This window comes from Pontibacter qinzhouensis (assembly GCF_008017455.1).
Taxonomy (GTDB): Bacteria; Bacteroidota; Bacteroidia; order Cytophagales; family Hymenobacteraceae; genus Pontibacter; species Pontibacter qinzhouensis.
The window spans coordinates 1-17,882 of record NZ_VRTY01000113.1 but is presented as its reverse complement, the minus strand read 5'-3'; the positions used below and the strand labels follow the sequence as shown (position 1 = coordinate 17,882).

The window sequence follows — 17,882 nt, the reverse complement described above, 5'->3', positions numbered from 1 at the left end:
AGCCTCGACCAGGCTGAGCTGAAAAAGGCGCTGGTAGAGTATAAAATAGGTTCAGTGCTGAACACCGCCAACAACCGCGCGCTAACCCCGCAGAAGTGGTACCAGATAATTTCTGAAATACAGGAAGTGGCGATAAAGCAGACCCGGCTAAAAATTCCGGTGATTTATGGGGTAGATGAAATTCATGGAGCCACCTACACCGCCGGCGCTACCATGTTTCCGCAGCAGATCGGGCAGGCTGCCAGCCGCAACCGGGCTTTAGTAAGACGTGGAGCCGAAATAACCGCCTACGAAACGCGCGCCAGCTCCATCCCCTGGACCTTCTCGCCTGTACTCGACCTTGGCTCTGACCCGCGTTTCCCGCGCCAGTTCGAATCGTTTGGCGAAGATCCTTACCTGGCAGCAGAACTGGGAGTGGCTATTATTAAAGGCTACGAAGGAGAAAAAAACGATATCGGCCACCCGGAACATGTGGCTTCTAACATGAAGCACTTTCTCGGTTACCAGGTTCCAACATCCGGCAAAGACAGAACGCCTACTTACTTGTCGGAAGAGGCGCTGCGGGAGTACCATTTACCTTCTTTTAAAGCAGCTGTAGCCGCTGGTTCGCACACCCTGATGGTGAACTCTGGTATTATAAACGGTATACCGGTACACGCCAACCACGACCTGCTCACCAAATTATTAAAAGAGGAACTGGGCTTTAAGGGACTGGTTGTAACCGATTGGGCCGATATCGAAAACCTGCACCGCCGCGATAAAATTGCCGCTACCGACAAAGAGGCTATTATGCTGGCCATAAACGCAGGCGTAGACATGTCTATGATTCCGTACCAGTACGAGCCTTTCTGCCAGGGGCTGGTGGAGCTGGTAAAAGAAGGCAAGGTAAAGCAGGAGCGCGTAGACGATGCGGTGCGCCGGATTCTGCGGGTAAAGTTTGCCCTTAACCTCTTCGAGAAACCCACTACCAACCCAAAAGATTACCCGAAGTTTGGCAGCAAAGAATTCGAGGAGGCTGCTTACCAGATGGCAGCCGAATCGATTACCCTGCTCAAAAACGAACAGCAAACCTTGCCACTGGCAAAGAACAGCAAAGTATTGGTTACCGGCCCCAACGCCAAAAATATGCGCACTCTCAACGGCGCCTGGACCTACTCCTGGCAAGGCGACAAAGTAGATGAGTTTGCCGCTAATTACAACACCATACTAGAGGCCGTGCAGCAGGAGATCGGAGCTGGCAACGTGACCTACGTACCAGGCGTGAGCTACAAACCAGGCGGCAAGTACTACGAAGAAGCAGCCGACCAACTCGACGAAGCCGTGGCAGCAGCCCGTGACGCAGACGTAATTATCCTTTGCCTCGGCGAAAACACCTCCACTGAAAAACCCGGCGACCTGAACGACCTTTATTTATCGGAACTGCAGACGGAGCTGGCGCGTAAAATGGCTGCCACTGGCAAACCAGTGGTGCTGGTGCTGAGCGAAGGTCGGCCACGCATTATCAGCAGAATTGAGCAGCAGATGAGAGCCATTGTGCAGCTGTACCAGCCCGGCAATTTTGGAGGCAACGCCGCTGCCGATGTACTTTTTGGCGATGTAAATCCATCAGGAAAATTACCCTACACCTACCCCCGCTACCCCAACGCCACCATCTCTTACATTCACAAAAGCTCCGAGGAGCAGACCAAAGCCGAAGGCGTATACAACTACGAAGCCGATTTCAATCCGCAGTTTCCTTTTGGCCATGGCCTGAGCTACACCACTTTCCGGTACAACAATCTGCAACTGAGCAAGGAGCAGCTTGGCAAAAACGAGCAGCTAACCGTTACCGTGGAGGTTAGCAACGCAGGCAAAGTAGCAGGCAAAGAAACCGTGCACCTCTATACCTCCGACCTCTACGCCTCCGACATCACCCCTGATGTGAAAAGGCTGCGCCGCTTCGAAAAGATAGACCTGAAGCCCGGACAGAGCCAGACCCTTACCTTCACCCTCACCCCAGATGACCTGGCCTACACCAACCTGCACGGCAAAAAAGTAGTGGAGGCAGGTGAGTTCGAAATCCGGATTGGTGAACTGGTGAAGAAATTCACTTTAACAGAATAGCAACAGCAAGTTCAATAGTTTAATCAGGTAGCCTTATGAATTATTCTAATAGAATTGCCCTTCCGAAGCCATTTTACGCTTTTGCCCTCCTAGGGTACCTGTGTATTGGCTGCACCTCCGGCCTTCCAACCGATTCGGCTGGCACAGCAGCTACAACTCCTGCAACGGCCCAACCAGCAACGGCACCTACACCCGAAGCTTTCTCAAAACTGGTCTGGAGCGATGAGTTCGACAGCCCTAATCTTGACACCAGCAAATGGGAAATGGAAGTAGGCGACAAATGGCACAACAACGAACTGCAAGCCTACACCAACCGCGCCACTAATGCCTTTACAAAAGATGGCTTTTTGGTGATAGAAGCAAAACAAGAGCGATTACGGGAGGCAAACTACACCTCTGCCCGCCTCCGAACCAAAGGCAAAGGCGATTGGCAATTTGGCAAGGTAGAAGTTCGGGCCAAATTACCATCGGGCCAGGGCATTTGGCCCGCCATCTGGATGATGCCCACCGACGACGTGTATGGCGGCTGGCCCAAAAGCGGCGAACTGGACATAATGGAACTTCGGGGCAAAACACCGAACCAGGTGCTCGGCACCATCCACTACGGTACCACCTGGCCGGGCAACAAGAACATCAGCGGAGAATACGACCTGCCCACCGGCACCTTCAGCGACGACTTCCACATCTTTTCTATTACCTGGAGCAAAGACCTGATCAGGTGGTATGTAGATGGGCAGCAGTTCTATGAAGTAACCCCCGAAACCATTGCCCCGGAGCATTACCCCTACAACAGCCGTTTCTACCTGATTCTGAACCTGGCAGTAGGCGGCGACTTTGGCGGCAACCCCGACACCACCACCACTTTCCCACAGCAAATGCTCGTAGATTATGCCCGGGTTTATAAACTACCGGAGGAGGATTCTTGATAAAAGATATCAGCTGGTAAAGAAGCTTCAAAAATGGCTTTAGCTAAGTGGGAAATATTACTATTGCTACAGCGCAAAAACCTTTCAGGTGCACTTAATGAGCCGGCACTGTTCAAGCGTTCAGCAAGTTTGGCGGGTCTTGTTTTTTGGTTCTTTTTGTATCAACAACATAGCCGTCAGGCTAAGTTTGTTAAAGAAGGTCATCCTGAGCATGCCGAAGGATCTATATCGCAAAGACAGTCTGTTTGCTATGCGTGGCATTCCGGACTCATGGAGGCTTTGAGTGCGGCTTTAGCCGAACCTAAGGTCTAGGGATTTGTTGACGGAAGATGTTTTTTCGTTTCATGCCTTTTCCTAGTCAATTCTGCTATAGCAATTTCTTCTAATTCAACCTTACTTCGTTTAATTCTCTCTTTTTTATACTTATAAACAACTATTGCTATCAGAACGGCCAAGATGATAATTGATGGAACAACTATCCAATAAGGTAGATTAGTGTGATGTGGTATTCCGAAACTTCCTTTTCCAGGATTAAGTGACTGTAAGAACATTTGCTTTTTTATTTTCAATACTTAAAGCCCCTTGTCAGATTTGATAATTACCATTAATCACCAACACTGTTTTCAAAAAATAGTTTCTTCGGCAGGCTCAGAATGACCAGGAAAAGTGTTTTCTGTAAAAGTACCTTAGCATACTTTTAAATTCTTAAAGCTTAATCTGACGGCAATGGCACAAAGACAAAAAGAACAAGAAAGCCAGCTATAAAACAACTTCAGTTTGAAGAAGCAAGGAAAGCAGATGCTATGCGAACCTAGACTCTAACGCCAGTAGCCTCTGCTGAAGGATCTCGCCCACAAGATCCTTTCAGGATGACAGAAAGGGGAATAAAATTAGCTTTTTATAAATCAAAATAAGTGCCTCTTAACTACTGCAAAAACAAATTATCCTAATAAAAACAGCCTTCCAAAGCTTAAAAGGCCATTTTAATCCAAGGGCTGAAAACTCTTTAATACTTCAGAATAAACTCTGCCAGATTTACCTCCTGCTCTAGGTTCATTTTTTTGCGGATGCGGTAGCGGCTGGTTTCGATGCCACGCAGCGAAAGGTTGAGCAGCGAGGCCATTTCCTTGCTCGACAAGTTCATGCGCAGGTAGGCGCAGAGTTTAATGTCGCGGTGAGTAAGCTCCGGAAAATCATCTCGGAGGCGCTTCAGAAAATCTTCGTGAATCTGGTTGAAGTGCAGCTCAAACTGCTCCCAGTTGTTCTCAAACTTTATCTCCTCCTCCACCGATTTCAGGACCTTGCGCAACTGGTGCAGGGCATCGCGGTCGTTTACGTGGTCTATCACGTCCTGTAGCTGAAACCGCACTTTCTCAATCGTTTCCAGGCTGTGCATCACGTGCATCGCCGACGAGGCTAACTCTTTGTTCTTCAGGTTTAGCTCGTTTTCCAGCTGGTTGTTGTTTAGTTTTATTATTTCCTTTTCAGCTTTCAGCACCTCTTCTGCATGCTGCGCCTCTTTTAATCGTAACGCTTTTTGCTGCTCCTGCTCCAGTTTCAGCTTTGTCTGGTTTATGTGCCGGCTTACCAGTTGCTTTACCAGGTACAGCACGCCCAGGCCAAGCACCACATACACGGCATAGGCCCAAATAGACCTGTACCACGGTGGCGATACCTCAAACTGGTAAGTAGCTGCCGAGCTTACCTGGTTGTAAATATCGCGGGCACGCACCTGAAATGTGTAGGTTCCCTCCTGCAGGTTCGTGTACTCTTTCTGTAGCACCTTCGTCCAGGGCGACCAGTTTTTATCGTGCCCCTCCAGGAAATACTGGTATTCCATTCCATCGGCATCGCTGTAAGAAATGGCTCCATACGTAAATTTAACCGAGTTGAAGGCATAAGGCAGGCGCGGCGAAAAGTGAGCTGGCTGCTGCACCGCCGCTACCTCGTTTTCAGCAAAAGCACCGGCATATACCAGCGAGTCCTGGCCATCGGCAGCAGCCTCTACTCTTCTGATTAGCGCATTAAACACATGGTCTACATTGCTGGTCTGCAGAAAAGACGGATGGTAATGCACAAAACCTTCGTCGGTTCCAAAAAGCACATTAGAGCGGTCGTAGTAGGCAATATGCTCGAAGCCTCCTACCAACTTGCCTTTCATTTTGCTGAAGGCTTTTTTCTCCACTTCATAACTTCCGTTTGGCTGCTTTTTCAGCATGCCCAGTTCATCGCCCGCCGAAAACCAGATGTTTCCGTTCTGGTCTTCCACCAGCTTCCGCACATGCACATTGTTTTCGAAAAGCCTGTTAAACTCCTCATGCACCACAAACCTATCGGTGGCTTTGTTATAAGAAAACACCCCACGCTCACCGGCAAAAACAAGCTTCCCTCCTATTTTAAACGCATTTATAAACAGGTTCGACGGAAAACCATGCTGCTCATTGTAGTAACTAACCTGTTGCGTTTTGGTAAGCGACGGATCGAGTCTGATCTTGTAAACACCTTTGTAGCCATGCGCCACCCACAGGTTCCCCTCCTCGTCTTCCTCCATCACCCTCGATGATTCATTAAAGCCATCTATTTTCCACTGATACTGCATGTTGCCATTAACCAGTTTATAGAGGTACAGGCCGGAGTAGGTGCCACAAATGAGGTAGCCCGGAAAAGTCTTTAGTGGCATAAACAGCCAGGCACCCCGATGATCAGAGAGCCGATACGCTTTATCATTTATCACCTCAAAGGCACCATCGTGGTGCGACAAGAGCAGGTGGCCCGCTATGTTCTGCAGGTTATATACCTGCCCCTGCGAGTTGCCGATAAGCCGGAAAGCAGAGGCTTGCAACGGACTTTCGGTGTTAGACCAGTTTTTGTAAAAGAGGCCATCGCTGGTACCCAGGTAGAGCCTGTCTTTATCCATGAGCGAGGCATAGGCTGTGCCGGGCAAACCATTTTTTATATTGAAAAGTGTAAACGGCGAGTTAATTTCAAGGTAATCGATGCCATTGTTCAGGCCCAGCCACAGGTTACCGGCATTATCCTGGTAAATGCTCCGGATGGTGTTATTCTGCAGGCCGTTATCGCGGTTCAGGTGCTGGCGTGGCAGCCCGTTGGTATCTATCAGCAGCAGCCCATCGAGGGAGGTGCCAATGGCGTACCCTTCTGCCAGCGCAATGGCGGTGCCTGCCTTGGCCTCGGCCAGGAAATCGTGCACTTCAGTTCCCCAGGGCTCAAAATGGCTGTAGCCGTCGTACAAAAAAATTCCGTTCTGCTCTGTTACCAGCAACACTTTGTTATCGGCAGCGGGCAGCATGGCTGTAATTACGCGTTGGCTAAACGCCTGGCTGTTGGGTATGAGCACCATCTGCCCCTGCTTCAGCTCATAAATACCCCGCCCGATAACCGGCACATACAGCTTTTCCTGCAGGAAAAAGGCAACTTCGCTTTTCTCGGCCGGTACTTTATAAACTTTTACTTTGTTGTGCTGCAGAAAATAAATGGCGGAGGTGGTGCAGAAGTAAACGCCTTCACTGGCCGGATAAATTTTCCAGACATCATCGAAATTCTGATACTGTTTTTCTATCTGCGGCTTCAGCGACACATACGTGAGCTGCCCCTGCGCATCCGGCACCAGGTAGCCAAAATCGTCCTGCCCTCCCACATACAGGCGCCCTTTCTTATCGATGGCCAGCGAGCGCACGTTGGTTCTGTTTGCCAGCGCGATCACGTTCCAGTAGTTGCCATCGAACTCCAGAATGCCGGAGTTATTTCCGAAGTACATTACCCCCCGGTGGTCCTGCACAATGGCCCAGTTCTGCGAGGCGGCCTTGTAATCTTTCTGCGTATAATTCCGGATGGTAGGGATGCCTTCGTTTTTTACCTGGCCCCAAAGCGCCACCTGCAAACAGCAGAAAAAAAGGACAAGCAAATACTTTTTCACGGATAATGGTTTAAGTGTGAAGCTGCTACATCACCAGTTCTTTCATTGGTTTCGAACTGGAATGTTGCTGTTAAATTCACCTTAAATATAACAAATACCCGTTAGTTTTTTCAATTAAGATTTTACAGATTTCCGCTCATAAAGCATAAGAAACCCTTGACCCTTAAAGGGCTATTTATGCTTTTGAAGGCCATTTCTATTAGAATAATTGCTGCTTGTTAATTGCTTATTATTTAATTGTAAATGTGAAGGCACAGAACTTTGAAATTCTGGGAACAGATCTTGTATGAACAAACTCGCGCAGTGTGCCTACCCTTGGTAAAAAACTTCCTGAAACCTGTTGGAAGGCCAATTTCATTAGAATAATTTTATAGGTATTTCTGCTACAAGCTGAAACTACATCAGTAATTCCAGGGGTAAAGTTCGGGTTCTTTAGCACTTTTGTGCTTCAGGTGCAGCGGGTGCACCGCCTGGCTCTCGTCTAAGTAAACAAAAGCATCGTACCGGTCTTGTATCTGAGAAGGAACATAGTTGCCGTATTGCTCAAACTTGGGGTCGTACACCACCCCGATGGCCCGGTGCCCCAATGGCTTGCGCAGTTCCGGCACCTGGCTCAGATCTTTTGATAAAATAATTTTATCTTCGTCGCTTATCTCGTGTAACATGGCTTCCCAGCTGCCTGGTCGTGCTGGTGGTACGTCCATTTTCTGCATAGGTGCTCCCCACGATTTACTGGCGATAACAGAACCCTGGTAGGTTCCGAACCCCACCAGCTTCACTTGCTCGTTTCCGTATTTTTCGCGGGCCAGCTGGCCAATGTTCACCATGCCGTCGTTGGCCATGTCGGTGGCGCGGGCATCACCTATGTGCGTGTTGTGGGCCCAGATTATCGCCTTCGACTCCGGCCCGTGCAGTTCCAGCAGGCGGTCAAGCGTTTCCATCATGTGGGTATCGCGTATGTTCCAGGAGGATGGTCCGCCTTTAATCATGCCGCGGTAATACCTTTCGGCATTTACGGCCACCAGCGCGTTTTGCTCTGCATTAAAGCCGTGTTCCTGATCACCAGGGAAATTCGTATTTCTGGTGATGCGCTGCAGCATTTCCACCACTTCATGCTCGCAGTCGGTGGGTACAAAAGCAGTGGCCTGGGCATAGTGCTGCGGGTCGCGGTTGTAGGGTTCAAAGCACTGCAGCGCCTGGCGGGCTGCTTCGGCGGCTTGCCCATCCTGCTGGTTCAGAAATTGCACCACCTGCTCCAGCGACTCCCACAAGCTGTATACATCAAGCCCATAGAAGCCCACTTTCTCCTGCAGATTGCGTATGTGGTTAACGTCCTTCATCCACTCCACCAGCGCAGCCACCTCCCAGTTAGCCCACATCCAGGTAGGCCAGCGGCGGTACACCTGCAGTACATCGGCAATTTTGGAGCCCGACTTCTCATAACCTTTTATAAAACGGTTCAGGGCATAACACTCCGGCCAGTCGCCTTCTACTGTCACAAACCCAAAGCCCTTTTCCACCACTAAGCGGCGGGTAATAGCCGTGCGCCAGGTGTAGTACTCGGAGGTGCCATGCGAGCCTTCGCCCAACATCACAATACGCGCATCGCCTATCTCCTCCAGCAAAAAATCAAGGTCCTTCTCTTTTGTAAGCGGGATGTATGTAAATGGTGCTTTTGCCATAATTTCAAACTTACTGCAGGCTGTAAACCAGGTTCCGAAAAATTTGCTGTATTGTACTTTTTTTTGGCTCCTAAAGTTCTGTAAAACAAAAGCCCCCGCTCTACTTTTGTAGTAAAGCGGGGGCCTGCAAGGGTAAAGCGATGGTATTTCAGGATTGATTTTCTTTTGTAAACACGCGCCGCAGCAGGTCCGTAGTTCGCGCAACCGGATTTTCCCGGATATTGGCTTCTTCCTGCGCGATTAGAAGAAACAGACCATCCATAGCTTTTTGAGTTGCATACTGGTCGAGGTCCGGGTTCACCTTCTGCACCAGTGGTATTTTGTTGTACTGCGTTACAATATCGGTGTAGTAGCGGGTGGCGTTTGTTTTCTCCAGCGATTTCTGCACAATAGGCAAAAAGGCATCGCGCACCTGCGGCGAGGTAGTGCGAATCAGGTATTGCGTGGCTGCGTCTTTCTCCCCTTTCAGAATAGCCCAGGCATCCTGGATCGTCATCTGCTTGATGGCCGACACGAAAATTGGTACGGCACTTTTGGCAGCATCCTCGGCACCCCTGTTCAGGGTCAGTATAAACTTATCGACTTCGTTGCCCAGCCCTACCTGCCGCAGGGTATTCTCTACGCGCTGCACATCCTGCGGAAACGGAATCCGGATCAGTGAATTTTTATAGTAACCATCTTCCTGCGAAGCCTGGCCCGAACCGTTTCTGATACCAACTTCAAGGGCTTGTCGCAAACCTGAAGCCACTTCCTCACGGGTTACAGCCCCGCCTGTACCAGCCATTACACCATCTACGGTACGCTGTATGTCGGCCACTGTACAAGCCGACGCACCAAGCGCCAGGGCAAAAAACGAAGAATAAACAATTTTTCTCATATCTTAGAAGAACTTATGTGGAGCTAGTGCTGCAGCAAATTAAAAATTAGAAATTCAAAATTAGAAATTATTCTCCAGCAGGCTTTAGTTTCTGGCTTTCAATTTCTCTTGATCTAAAACAAATTGGTATGGCACGAGTTTTTTATTCTTAATCATAAATCAGACCAAAGTACAAAATGAGAACGGTCACGGCAGAGATCATAACCATAGGAGACGAAATCCTATTCGGGCAGATAGTAGACACGAATTCCGCCTGGATGGGCACAGAGCTTACAAAATTGGGCATCAGGGTAAAGCAGATCACGTCAGTGTCGGATGAGGTTAGCCATATTGTGGCCGCCCTGAACGATGCCCGCACCCGCGCCGATGTTATTCTGATGACCGGTGGCCTCGGCCCCACTAAGGATGATCTTACCAAAACCGTTCTGACAGCTTATTTTAACACCGAGCTGCAGCTGCACGAACCATCGCTGGCCGATGTAAAAGCCATTTTTAAAAACCGAAACATAGAACTAAGCGAACTGAACCGGCAACAAGCCTTTTTGCCAGCCGCTTGCACTCCCGTCCGGAACGCCATCGGAACGGCGCCGGGCATGTGGTTCGAGGAAGACGGGAAAGTGTTTGTATCGATGCCGGGTGTGCCCTTTGAGATGAAGCGCATGATGACCGACATTGTGCTGCCGCGCCTGAAGGAGTTCTTCGATACGCCCCAGATTATTCATAAAGTGGTGCAGACGGTAGGCATACCCGAATCTACGCTCGCCGAAACACTGGAACCCTGGGAAACGAACCTGCCCCCGCACATCAGGCTGGCGTACCTGCCGCACATAAACGGGGTAAGGCTACGGCTAACCGGCACCGGACAAGAACCTGAAAAGCTGGAAGACGACCTGCTGGAGCAACTGAACCAGCTTACCGACCTGATTTCTCCGTATATTTTTGCGTACGGCGAAATAAGCCTGGAAGAAGTGGTGGGCATGCTGCTGAATGCCCGCAACTACACCATTGCCACCGCCGAGAGCTGCACGGGAGGCTACCTGGCACACAAAATTACCAGCATTGCCGGTAGTTCCATGTATTTTATGGGCAGCGTAATTGCCTACCATAACGATGTAAAGGTAAAGGAGCTAAAAGTAAACCCCGAAACCCTGGCGCAGCACGGTGCAGTAAGCGAAGAGGTGGTGCGTGAGATGGCTGAGAACGTGCGACTGAAATTTGGGACGAATGTTGGCATAGCGACAAGCGGCGTTGCCGGCCCCGATGGCGGCACTCCAGATAAGCCCGTGGGAACCATCTGGATAGCCTATGCCGACAAAGAAAAAACAGTAACCAAGCTCCTGCGTTACAACAAAGGCAGGCTACTGAATATAGAGTACACAGCCATGGTTGCCCTTAACCTGATCCGGCAAAGTTTAACCGGAACCGTTGAGGAATAGCCCAAAATCCTTACCTTTGTCTGTATTTAAAGAAAAAATACCACGTACTTTTTGTACCAAAATACGGTTCTGGTTAGCTATCAGGCCATACAAAAGTAGTATGAACAGCTTATCGGGAGAATAACGGTTGTAAGTCACAGATTTTTTGCCTGTAACTTACCGGTAGCGCAGGCCAAACCTCGAAATTTGCGTAAGCCTATCGTAAATCAGGAAGCGGTTCATTCTCCTTTTTCAAATACGATCCACTAATAACGATCAATTAACGAAGACGCATGGCACTTGTAGAAATGGTAATGCCTAAAATGGGCGAGAGTATCATGGAAGGCACTGTTCTGAAATGGCTTAAGAAAGTGGGCGACCCCATTGAAGAAGACGAATCGGTGCTGGAGGTAGCGACAGACAAAGTGGACACTGAAGTTCCGGCTATAGAGGCAGGAATATTAAAAGAAATACTGGTTCAGGAGGGCGACGTAGTGGCTGTGGGTGCGCCCATTGCCATTATCAGCACCAACGGCGAAGAAGCAACTACTACCGAAGAGGCTACACCCAACACAGCTGAAGCTGTTGCAACAGAACCAGAAGCAGCTGAAGAACCTGCCATAGCAGAGACAGAGACTGCAACCGCAGCACAAAAACTGGAAAAGCCTGCTCAGGGCCGTTTCTACTCTCCACTTGTTATTAATATTGCCCGCGAAGAAGGCATATCGATGGAGGAGTTGGAATACATACCGGGCACAGGTCTTGATGGTCGTGTATCGAAGAAAGATATGATGGCTTACCTGAAAACCCGTGGCCAGGCACCAGCCGCTGCCCCGGCACAACCAGTAAGCCAGCCAGCCCCTGCCACAGCAGCGGTACAGGCAGAAGCTCCGGCCCCTGCAGCAGCCCCACAACAGCAAGAGCAGCCAAAAGCAACTCCACAACCTGCTGCTGCCAAACCTGCCCCATCGTTCAGCGGCTCCTCCGAAATTATAGAGATGGACCGCATGCGCCGCATGATCGCCGACCGCATGGTAGAAAGCAAACGGGTATCGCCACACGTTACCTCGTTTGTTGAAGCCGATGTTACCAACCTCGTAAACTGGCGCAACAAGTGGAAAGATGTGTACAAAAAACGTGAAGGCGAGAACCTGACCTTTACGCCTTTGTTTATAGAGGCTATTGTAAAGGCTATCAAAGACTTCCCGATGATCAACATCTCCGTGGACGGCACTAACATTATCCGCCATAAAGACATAAACATTGGCATGGCAGTGGCGTTGCCAAGTGGCAACCTGATTGTGCCAAACATAAAACAGGCCGACCAGATGAACCTGAACGGCCTCACAAAAAAAGTAAATGACCTGGCCAACAGAGGGCGCGCCAACAAACTTACACCAGACGACCTTTCCGGTGGCACTTATACGCTTACCAATGTCGGTTCTTTTGGGAACGTAATGGGTACTCCTATTATCATGCAGCCGCAGGTAGCTATTCTGGCAGTAGGTGCTATCAAGAAAAAGCCTGCAGTAATCGAAACTCCTGAAGGCGACCTGATCGGTATCCGTCATTTCATGTTCCTGTCGCACTCCTACGACCACCGTGTAGTAGACGGCTCATTGGGTGGCATGTTTGTACGCCGCGTTGCTGATTACCTCGAGAACTTTGACCCTAATACCGTTATCTGATTTTGAATTAAAGGATCCTGCTTTAAGAAAAGAACGCGATCGCTTCTTGCAATATTTTAATAAGCAGCTGGTTCTGAAACAAAAAGCCTGCTCCTAATCCGGGGTAGGCTTTTTGTTTCAGAACCAGCACAAGCATGCCTCCTGCTGCTACTGCCACTCATTTACAGGTAGTTATTTTTTTTGATTACTACTTTCAGCAATTCAGGTTTATATATTTTTTCTATAACAACCTAAAAAATAATTTGCCTCTTCAGAACTAAAATAATATATTCGGTCGTTATACTAACAAACGATAGTAAGCTAAAAATTCAAAAGACATATACGCCCTATATGAAGACCGCAAATTTGATTGAGAAAGAAAGAATTTCAACTTTACATTTTAGTAAAGAAGATGTATTAAAAGACCCGAATGCCCGTAGCCGCCGCTCATACGACATAAACCGCGCTACTATTTTAGGTAATGCCTATCGTAACAAAGCAGCTATTACTTTTAGAACCGATGAGGGCGAACTGAAAACAGTAGAAACCACAGTGTGGGCCAACGACGATAAATTTGTAATGCTAAAAGCTGGTACTTTTCTGCCGCTAAAATCTATTGTAAAAGTAGAGAACTGCTAACATACCCTTTACCTCACAAACTATTTAAAATAATGAAGCGCCTGCAGAAGATTAGTCTTCTGCAGGCGCTTCCATGTATAAGCGGTTGGCTACTTGATCTGCCTGGTACACTGCAACTGCAACACACAAACAGTAACTTCACAACCAAATTATTCTCATGAAATTGCCCTTCCAAAGGTTTTCGTGCTACTTTAGTTCCAGGCTTAAATCCGTTCGAGTACTTTCACGATCAGGTCATCTATAACTCCATCGGCATCTTTCGCAAATTCTTTGGTGATGCGGTTAGCTACAATGGCATTGAGCGAGAGCACTTCGTGGCCCAGCAAACGAGCCATGCTGTAATAGCCCGCTGTTTCCATTTCAAAATTGGTGAACCTGAAATCGCCCAGGCTGAAGTTCTGGTACACATCCAGCAACTGCTGGTTCAGCAAGCCGCCGCGCAGCGCACGGCCTTGCGGGGCGTAGAAACCGGGGCATGTAAGGGTGTTGCCCGGAATCATGTCGTAGCCAATCTGGTTAATGAGGTGCAGCGAACCGTTAACGCAGTACGGCTGAAAGCCAATACTCAACGCCTCTTGCAAAGCTTTAGTAATTTCCTGCTCCGCCTGGCTCTGCTCCAGCGGGTAAAACTGCATGAGTGTATCTAAGCCAACGGCGTAATGCGACGCTAACAAACTTCCCAGCGGCACTGTTTCCTGCAGAGAACCGGAGGTACCAATACGCACAATCTTCAGCGAAATAGGCTCCGGGTTCGGCTCCCGCGACACAAAGTCGATGTTTACCAGGGCATCCAGTTCGTTCATCAGAATATCGATGTTGTCGGTGCCCATGCCCGTTGAGATAACAGTAATGCGTTTGCCTTTGTAATAGCCGGTCTGGGTTATGAACTCCCGCTTCACCACATGGCATTCTATCTCGTCGAAGTACTTGCTCACGGCCCCTACCCGGTCCGGGTCGCCAACCGTTATAATGGTGTCGGAAATTTGCTCGGGCAACAGGTTCAGATGATAAATAGAGCCGTTCGGGTTCAGGATGAGTTCAGATGCTGGAATTGCAGTCATGGCTTGTGGTGTTGTGGTGAATGTAAAACGGGTATTTAGGCAGAGTATTCATGGTAAGGCTGCAATTATTCTAATGAAATTGGCCTTCCGAAGACTTTTTTCGTTTTAGGCGCCAAGGCCTTTACCAGAAGCTCCTACTTATGCAATAAATAAAAAAAGCGTGGCCTTTTAAACACACGCTTTTCTTATATTTCAGATTATGCTTACCTAGATACGTCTTTTTCTTTGCGGCGGCTAAATCCTTTCAATGGATTATATCCATTTAACTCTTTCTGGTAATAGCCGGTGCCGTTGTAGACTCGCTTTTCGGGGTGAGTTTTGCAGGTGTCGGAGCAGGCGCCTTCCAGTTCCCATCCGCAGTTCTCACAGATCGGTACATGAATGTTACACTCCGGGTTGGCGCAGTTTACCATACGGTCGCTCTTGGTGCCGCACACGTGGCATTCAGAAACAACTGTCGGGTTCACCTTGTTTACATCCACGGCTACACGGTTATCGAACACGTAACATTTGCCTTCAAAGTCTTCGCCACCTTCTTCGAGGCCATATTTAATGATGCCGCCATGCAGCTGGTACACATTCTCGAAGCCCTGCTCCAACAGAAAGGCACTTGCTTTCTCGCACTTTACGCCGCCGGTGCAGTAGGTCACAATCTTTTTGTCTTTGAACTGCTTCAGTTCCTCCACCTTCTCCGGAAAATCGCGGAAATTCTCGATGTTAAAGCGAAGAGCGCCTTTAAAATGGCCAACCGAATGCTCGTAATCGGAGCGCACATCTACCAGCACCACATCATCGCTGTCTTTTATAAGCTTGAACTCCGATGGCTCCATGTGTTTGCCTGTTTTCTCGTAAGGCTTTAGGTGCAGCAGGCTGGAGTGCACGATCTCGCGCTTGTGGCGCACGTGCAGTTTGGCAAACGCATGCTTGTCGGCATAGTCTGCTTTAAAGTCGATGCCGGCAAAACGAGGGTCGGCTTTTACGGCGGCCATGTACTTCTCACAATCGGCCACAAGCCCCGACACGGTACCGTTCAGCCCTTCAGCCGACACAATAATGCGGCCGAGCAGGTTCAGCTCCAGGCAAAGCAGGTGATGCTCTTCACGAAAAGTTTCAGGATCTTCTATTGGCGCGTAGCAATAGTAAAGCAAAATGCTATAGTCTTTGTTCATAACGGCTTAGGTTCAACTAAGTGTTGTTTTTTAATTTTGAATATGTGGTTGAGTGAATGAGTGAATTTGATGTTAGCTCCTCTCCTTCAACTAAATTATTCTAATGATTTTGACCTTCCAAAGCAATATGCCTGTTTGGGTGCCAAGGGTAATTTCTTGTTTTAAAGAACGAGGCGCAAATTAGCAACAGCTGCAGCCCCGTAAAATGATCTGTATCAGTTTTGCTCCTGTAACAGCAGCGCACCGGCAAAAAGTTTATTTAATGGGTGCAGCAGGGTTTCCGAACACAGTGGCTTTGGCAGGCACATTGGCTACTACCACCGAACCGGCTCCCACACGGGCGTTCTTCCCGATCTTCACACCCGACACAATAACGGCTCCGGAACCTATAAAGGCTCCTTCTTCTACCACCACTTCGGAATTGATGATTGCTCCGGCCCCAATGTGCACAAAATCTCCTATCTCAGCCTTCGTGTCTACCAACGCTCTGGACTGAATAATGCAGTTGTCGCCGATCTTGCTGTTGTTATTTATGATAGCACCGGCACTTACCATGTTGCCGTGGCCCAGCCAGGCATGTTCCGACACCGCACTGAACTTATGAATAGCGTTTACCGGCACCACCTCGTACTCCGATTTCAGCATCTTGATCAGGCCTTTGCGGGCGGCGGCATCTTCTACAGCCACAAACACATCGCACTTTTTGCCGATCAGTTTCAGAAACTCACTGTCTTCGGTGCGGCTCATCACCGATACGTTGTTGATCTCCGTCTGCTGCAGGTTCTCACTATCGTCCAGGAAACAATACACGATTACGTTGTTGCTGCTGAAGATATCGAGGGCGGCGGTACCCAACTGCTGGGCACCAAGTATTATTACAGGGTTTTGCATGTCTCTTTTAAACTTAATTTGCAAAGGTACGAAGAAGCAGGCGTTTTAAAAATGTATGCTGTTTACCCGCTGCAATAGCTCCCGCGCATAATAACTCTGCAGGAGCAGGTACACCAGAAAAGGCATAAAAATGATACGGTACCGGCTCAACGAGCCAAAGTTTGGCGTACTTAACCCCGTTAAAATAGCTGTTAGAACGACAAACAGGAACAAAGCCACATAAAAAGGTGGCATATGCCAACTGCTGCCTCTGCGCAAAAGGGAGGCAACGGACAACATCGATAAGAGGAGGAGTATAAAATTTTCAGCGCCTAATAACAAGTAGAGGGGCTGGCACGATTCGAACAGAAAAGGCCTGTAAACTGCACTGAAAAAAGCTTTTGGCATATTTATTAGGATGCCTTGCCAACCAGGCTCCAGCTGATGAAACTGAATGTGTGGCCCGTGCAGCGACTGCGCCAGTATAGCATCATGTGAAGTAACAATCTGCCAGAACAGGAAAACCGGATTAAAAATACCCACCGACAGCATCAGGAGCAGACCCACACCAACTGTTAAGCTTAACAGGAGAATTAACTGCGTTCTCTCTCGCTGCAGCTGCAAACTGAACCTGGCCAGCCACTGTATCAGGAGGTAAGCCGCTAATATGCCAATTAAAGCTGCCGCCATAAACACTTTGATCCGGATAAAAACATACAGCATCAGTAGCCCCAGCAACACCTGCAGCACCTTTATATTTCTGTGCGCCAGATCCAGCACAAACGCCACCACCCAGCACATACTGCCCATGAGCACGCTATCTTTCGAAAGGCCCGAGCCCCAGAACACCACTGTCGGGAAAAACAGGAAAGCGACAACAGCTGCCCGTTTTGTTCCAGGAAAAACATGTGCTAGGCTAGCTACTAAGCAAACTGCCCCGCAGAAGCTGAACAAAGAGTAATAAAGGCTTTTTATATAATAGTTGCCGCCTGTTATAAGGTTGAGCACACTATCCATCTTAATAAAATAAAAAGAATTTGAAAACCCTGGATTGGCAGAAAAGGGAACAGTAGACCGGAAGGCCTCACTTTCGAACTCATTAAAGAGTATTAGCCGGACGTAGCCCGTGGGACTTAAAAATGCATAATCTCTTAGGCGAAGAGACGCTTTGTGGTAGGTAATCGTGTCGCCGGCACCGTAGTAGTGGTGGTACAGCAAACCCAGAAGCACTCCAGCCAGCAGTTTGAGCAGCAATGCTGGGTAAAAGTTCAAGCCCAGGCCTTTACTCCATACCTGTTGCCTTAATACAAAGATCAGCCCGATAAGAAGCAGCAGGTTTAGCAGGACATACAGCAGCTGGCTCAAAAGGTATGCGTATTTTGTTTCAGAATCTTATGCCCAACGGCACAGCGCAGGCAGTGTACCGGCTGGCAGTACCGCTGATATAAACCGATGGCCGCCTGGTTGTCTGCTGCCGAAACAGCTTTCCAGCCCAGTTCCTCATATTGCCTTGTAATTTTGTTCGATGCTTCTTTC

13 protein-coding genes are annotated in these 17,882 nt (G+C 48.8%); 6 read left to right on the top strand and 7 right to left on the bottom strand.

Going from position 1 to position 17,882, the window contains the following annotated elements; all coding sequences use genetic code 11:
• The 3 genes from FVR03_RS20905 to FVR03_RS20895 form a co-directional block, all read left to right on the top strand.
• Nucleotides 1-2,103 (top strand): glycoside hydrolase family 3 N-terminal domain-containing protein (locus FVR03_RS20905; protein ID WP_147923722.1); only part of this gene is annotated, 2,103 nt, incomplete at its 5' end.
• Nucleotides 2,104-2,138: 35 nt separating this feature from the next.
• Nucleotides 2,139-3,029: a glycoside hydrolase family 16 protein gene (locus FVR03_RS20900; protein WP_147923721.1), complete on the top strand. Its 891-nt coding sequence runs from the start codon at nucleotides 2,139-2,141 to the stop codon at nucleotides 3,027-3,029.
• 33 nt (nucleotides 3,030-3,062) lie between these two features.
• Nucleotides 3,063-3,341, top strand: a complete 279-nt coding sequence (locus FVR03_RS20895) for a hypothetical protein (protein ID WP_147923720.1) — start codon at nucleotides 3,063-3,065, stop codon at nucleotides 3,339-3,341.
• A gap of 694 nt (nucleotides 3,342-4,035) precedes the next feature.
• On the opposite strand, the gene FVR03_RS20890 is transcribed toward FVR03_RS20895, so the two are convergent.
• The 3 genes from FVR03_RS20890 to FVR03_RS20880 all read right to left on the bottom strand — a co-directional run bounded on the left by FVR03_RS20890 (nucleotide 4,036) and on the right by FVR03_RS20880 (nucleotide 9,525).
• The gene (locus FVR03_RS20890) at nucleotides 4,036-6,966 is read right to left on the bottom strand and encodes a ligand-binding sensor domain-containing protein (protein WP_147923719.1); all 2,931 of its coding nucleotides are present in this window, start codon (nucleotides 6,964-6,966) and stop codon (nucleotides 4,036-4,038) included.
• A gap of 401 nt (nucleotides 6,967-7,367) precedes the next feature.
• Nucleotides 7,368-8,648 carry an erythromycin esterase family protein gene (locus tag FVR03_RS20885; RefSeq protein WP_147923718.1) on the bottom strand — a complete coding sequence of 427 codons (1,281 nt, stop codon included), beginning with the start codon at nucleotides 8,646-8,648 and terminating at the stop codon, nucleotides 7,368-7,370.
• Between the two features lie 148 nt (nucleotides 8,649-8,796).
• Nucleotides 8,797-9,525 (bottom strand): DUF4197 domain-containing protein, encoded by a 729-nt coding sequence (locus FVR03_RS20880; RefSeq protein WP_147923717.1) that lies wholly within the window; start codon nucleotides 9,523-9,525, stop codon nucleotides 8,797-8,799.
• 176 nt (nucleotides 9,526-9,701) lie between these two features.
• Between FVR03_RS20880 and FVR03_RS20875 the strand changes: the two genes are divergently transcribed.
• The 3 genes from FVR03_RS20875 to FVR03_RS20865 all read left to right on the top strand — a co-directional run bounded on the left by FVR03_RS20875 (nucleotide 9,702) and on the right by FVR03_RS20865 (nucleotide 13,246).
• Entirely contained in the window at nucleotides 9,702-10,961 is a 1,260-nt protein-coding gene (locus FVR03_RS20875) for a competence/damage-inducible protein A (protein WP_147923716.1), read from the top strand.
• A 272-nt stretch (nucleotides 10,962-11,233) separates the two neighbouring features.
• Complete coding sequence (locus tag FVR03_RS20870) at nucleotides 11,234-12,628, top strand: dihydrolipoamide acetyltransferase family protein (protein WP_147923715.1); 1,395 nt, start codon at nucleotides 11,234-11,236, stop codon at nucleotides 12,626-12,628.
• A gap of 330 nt (nucleotides 12,629-12,958) precedes the next feature.
• The gene (locus FVR03_RS20865; protein WP_147923714.1) at nucleotides 12,959-13,246 is read left to right on the top strand and encodes a hypothetical protein; all 288 of its coding nucleotides are present in this window, start codon (nucleotides 12,959-12,961) and stop codon (nucleotides 13,244-13,246) included.
• 203 nt (nucleotides 13,247-13,449) lie between these two features.
• On the opposite strand, the gene FVR03_RS20860 is transcribed toward FVR03_RS20865, so the two are convergent.
• The 4 genes from FVR03_RS20860 to FVR03_RS20845 form a co-directional block, all read right to left on the bottom strand.
• A complete protein-coding gene (locus FVR03_RS20860; protein ID WP_147923713.1) occupies nucleotides 13,450-14,307 on the bottom strand; it encodes a nucleoside phosphorylase in 858 nt (285 codons plus the stop codon).
• 203 nt (nucleotides 14,308-14,510) lie between these two features.
• Nucleotides 14,511-15,476, bottom strand: coding sequence for an oxygen-dependent tRNA uridine(34) hydroxylase TrhO (gene trhO / locus FVR03_RS20855; protein ID WP_147923712.1), 966 nt, complete (start codon nucleotides 15,474-15,476; stop codon nucleotides 14,511-14,513).
• Nucleotides 15,477-15,731: 255 nt separating this feature from the next.
• Nucleotides 15,732-16,367 carry an acetyltransferase gene (locus FVR03_RS20850; RefSeq protein WP_147923711.1) on the bottom strand — a complete coding sequence of 212 codons (636 nt, stop codon included), beginning with the start codon at nucleotides 16,365-16,367 and terminating at the stop codon, nucleotides 15,732-15,734.
• Nucleotides 16,368-16,412: 45 nt separating this feature from the next.
• Nucleotides 16,413-17,711 carry a hypothetical protein gene (locus tag FVR03_RS20845; RefSeq protein WP_187270247.1) on the bottom strand — a complete coding sequence of 433 codons (1,299 nt, stop codon included), beginning with the start codon at nucleotides 17,709-17,711 and terminating at the stop codon, nucleotides 16,413-16,415.
• Nucleotides 17,712-17,882: the final 171 nt, after the last annotated feature.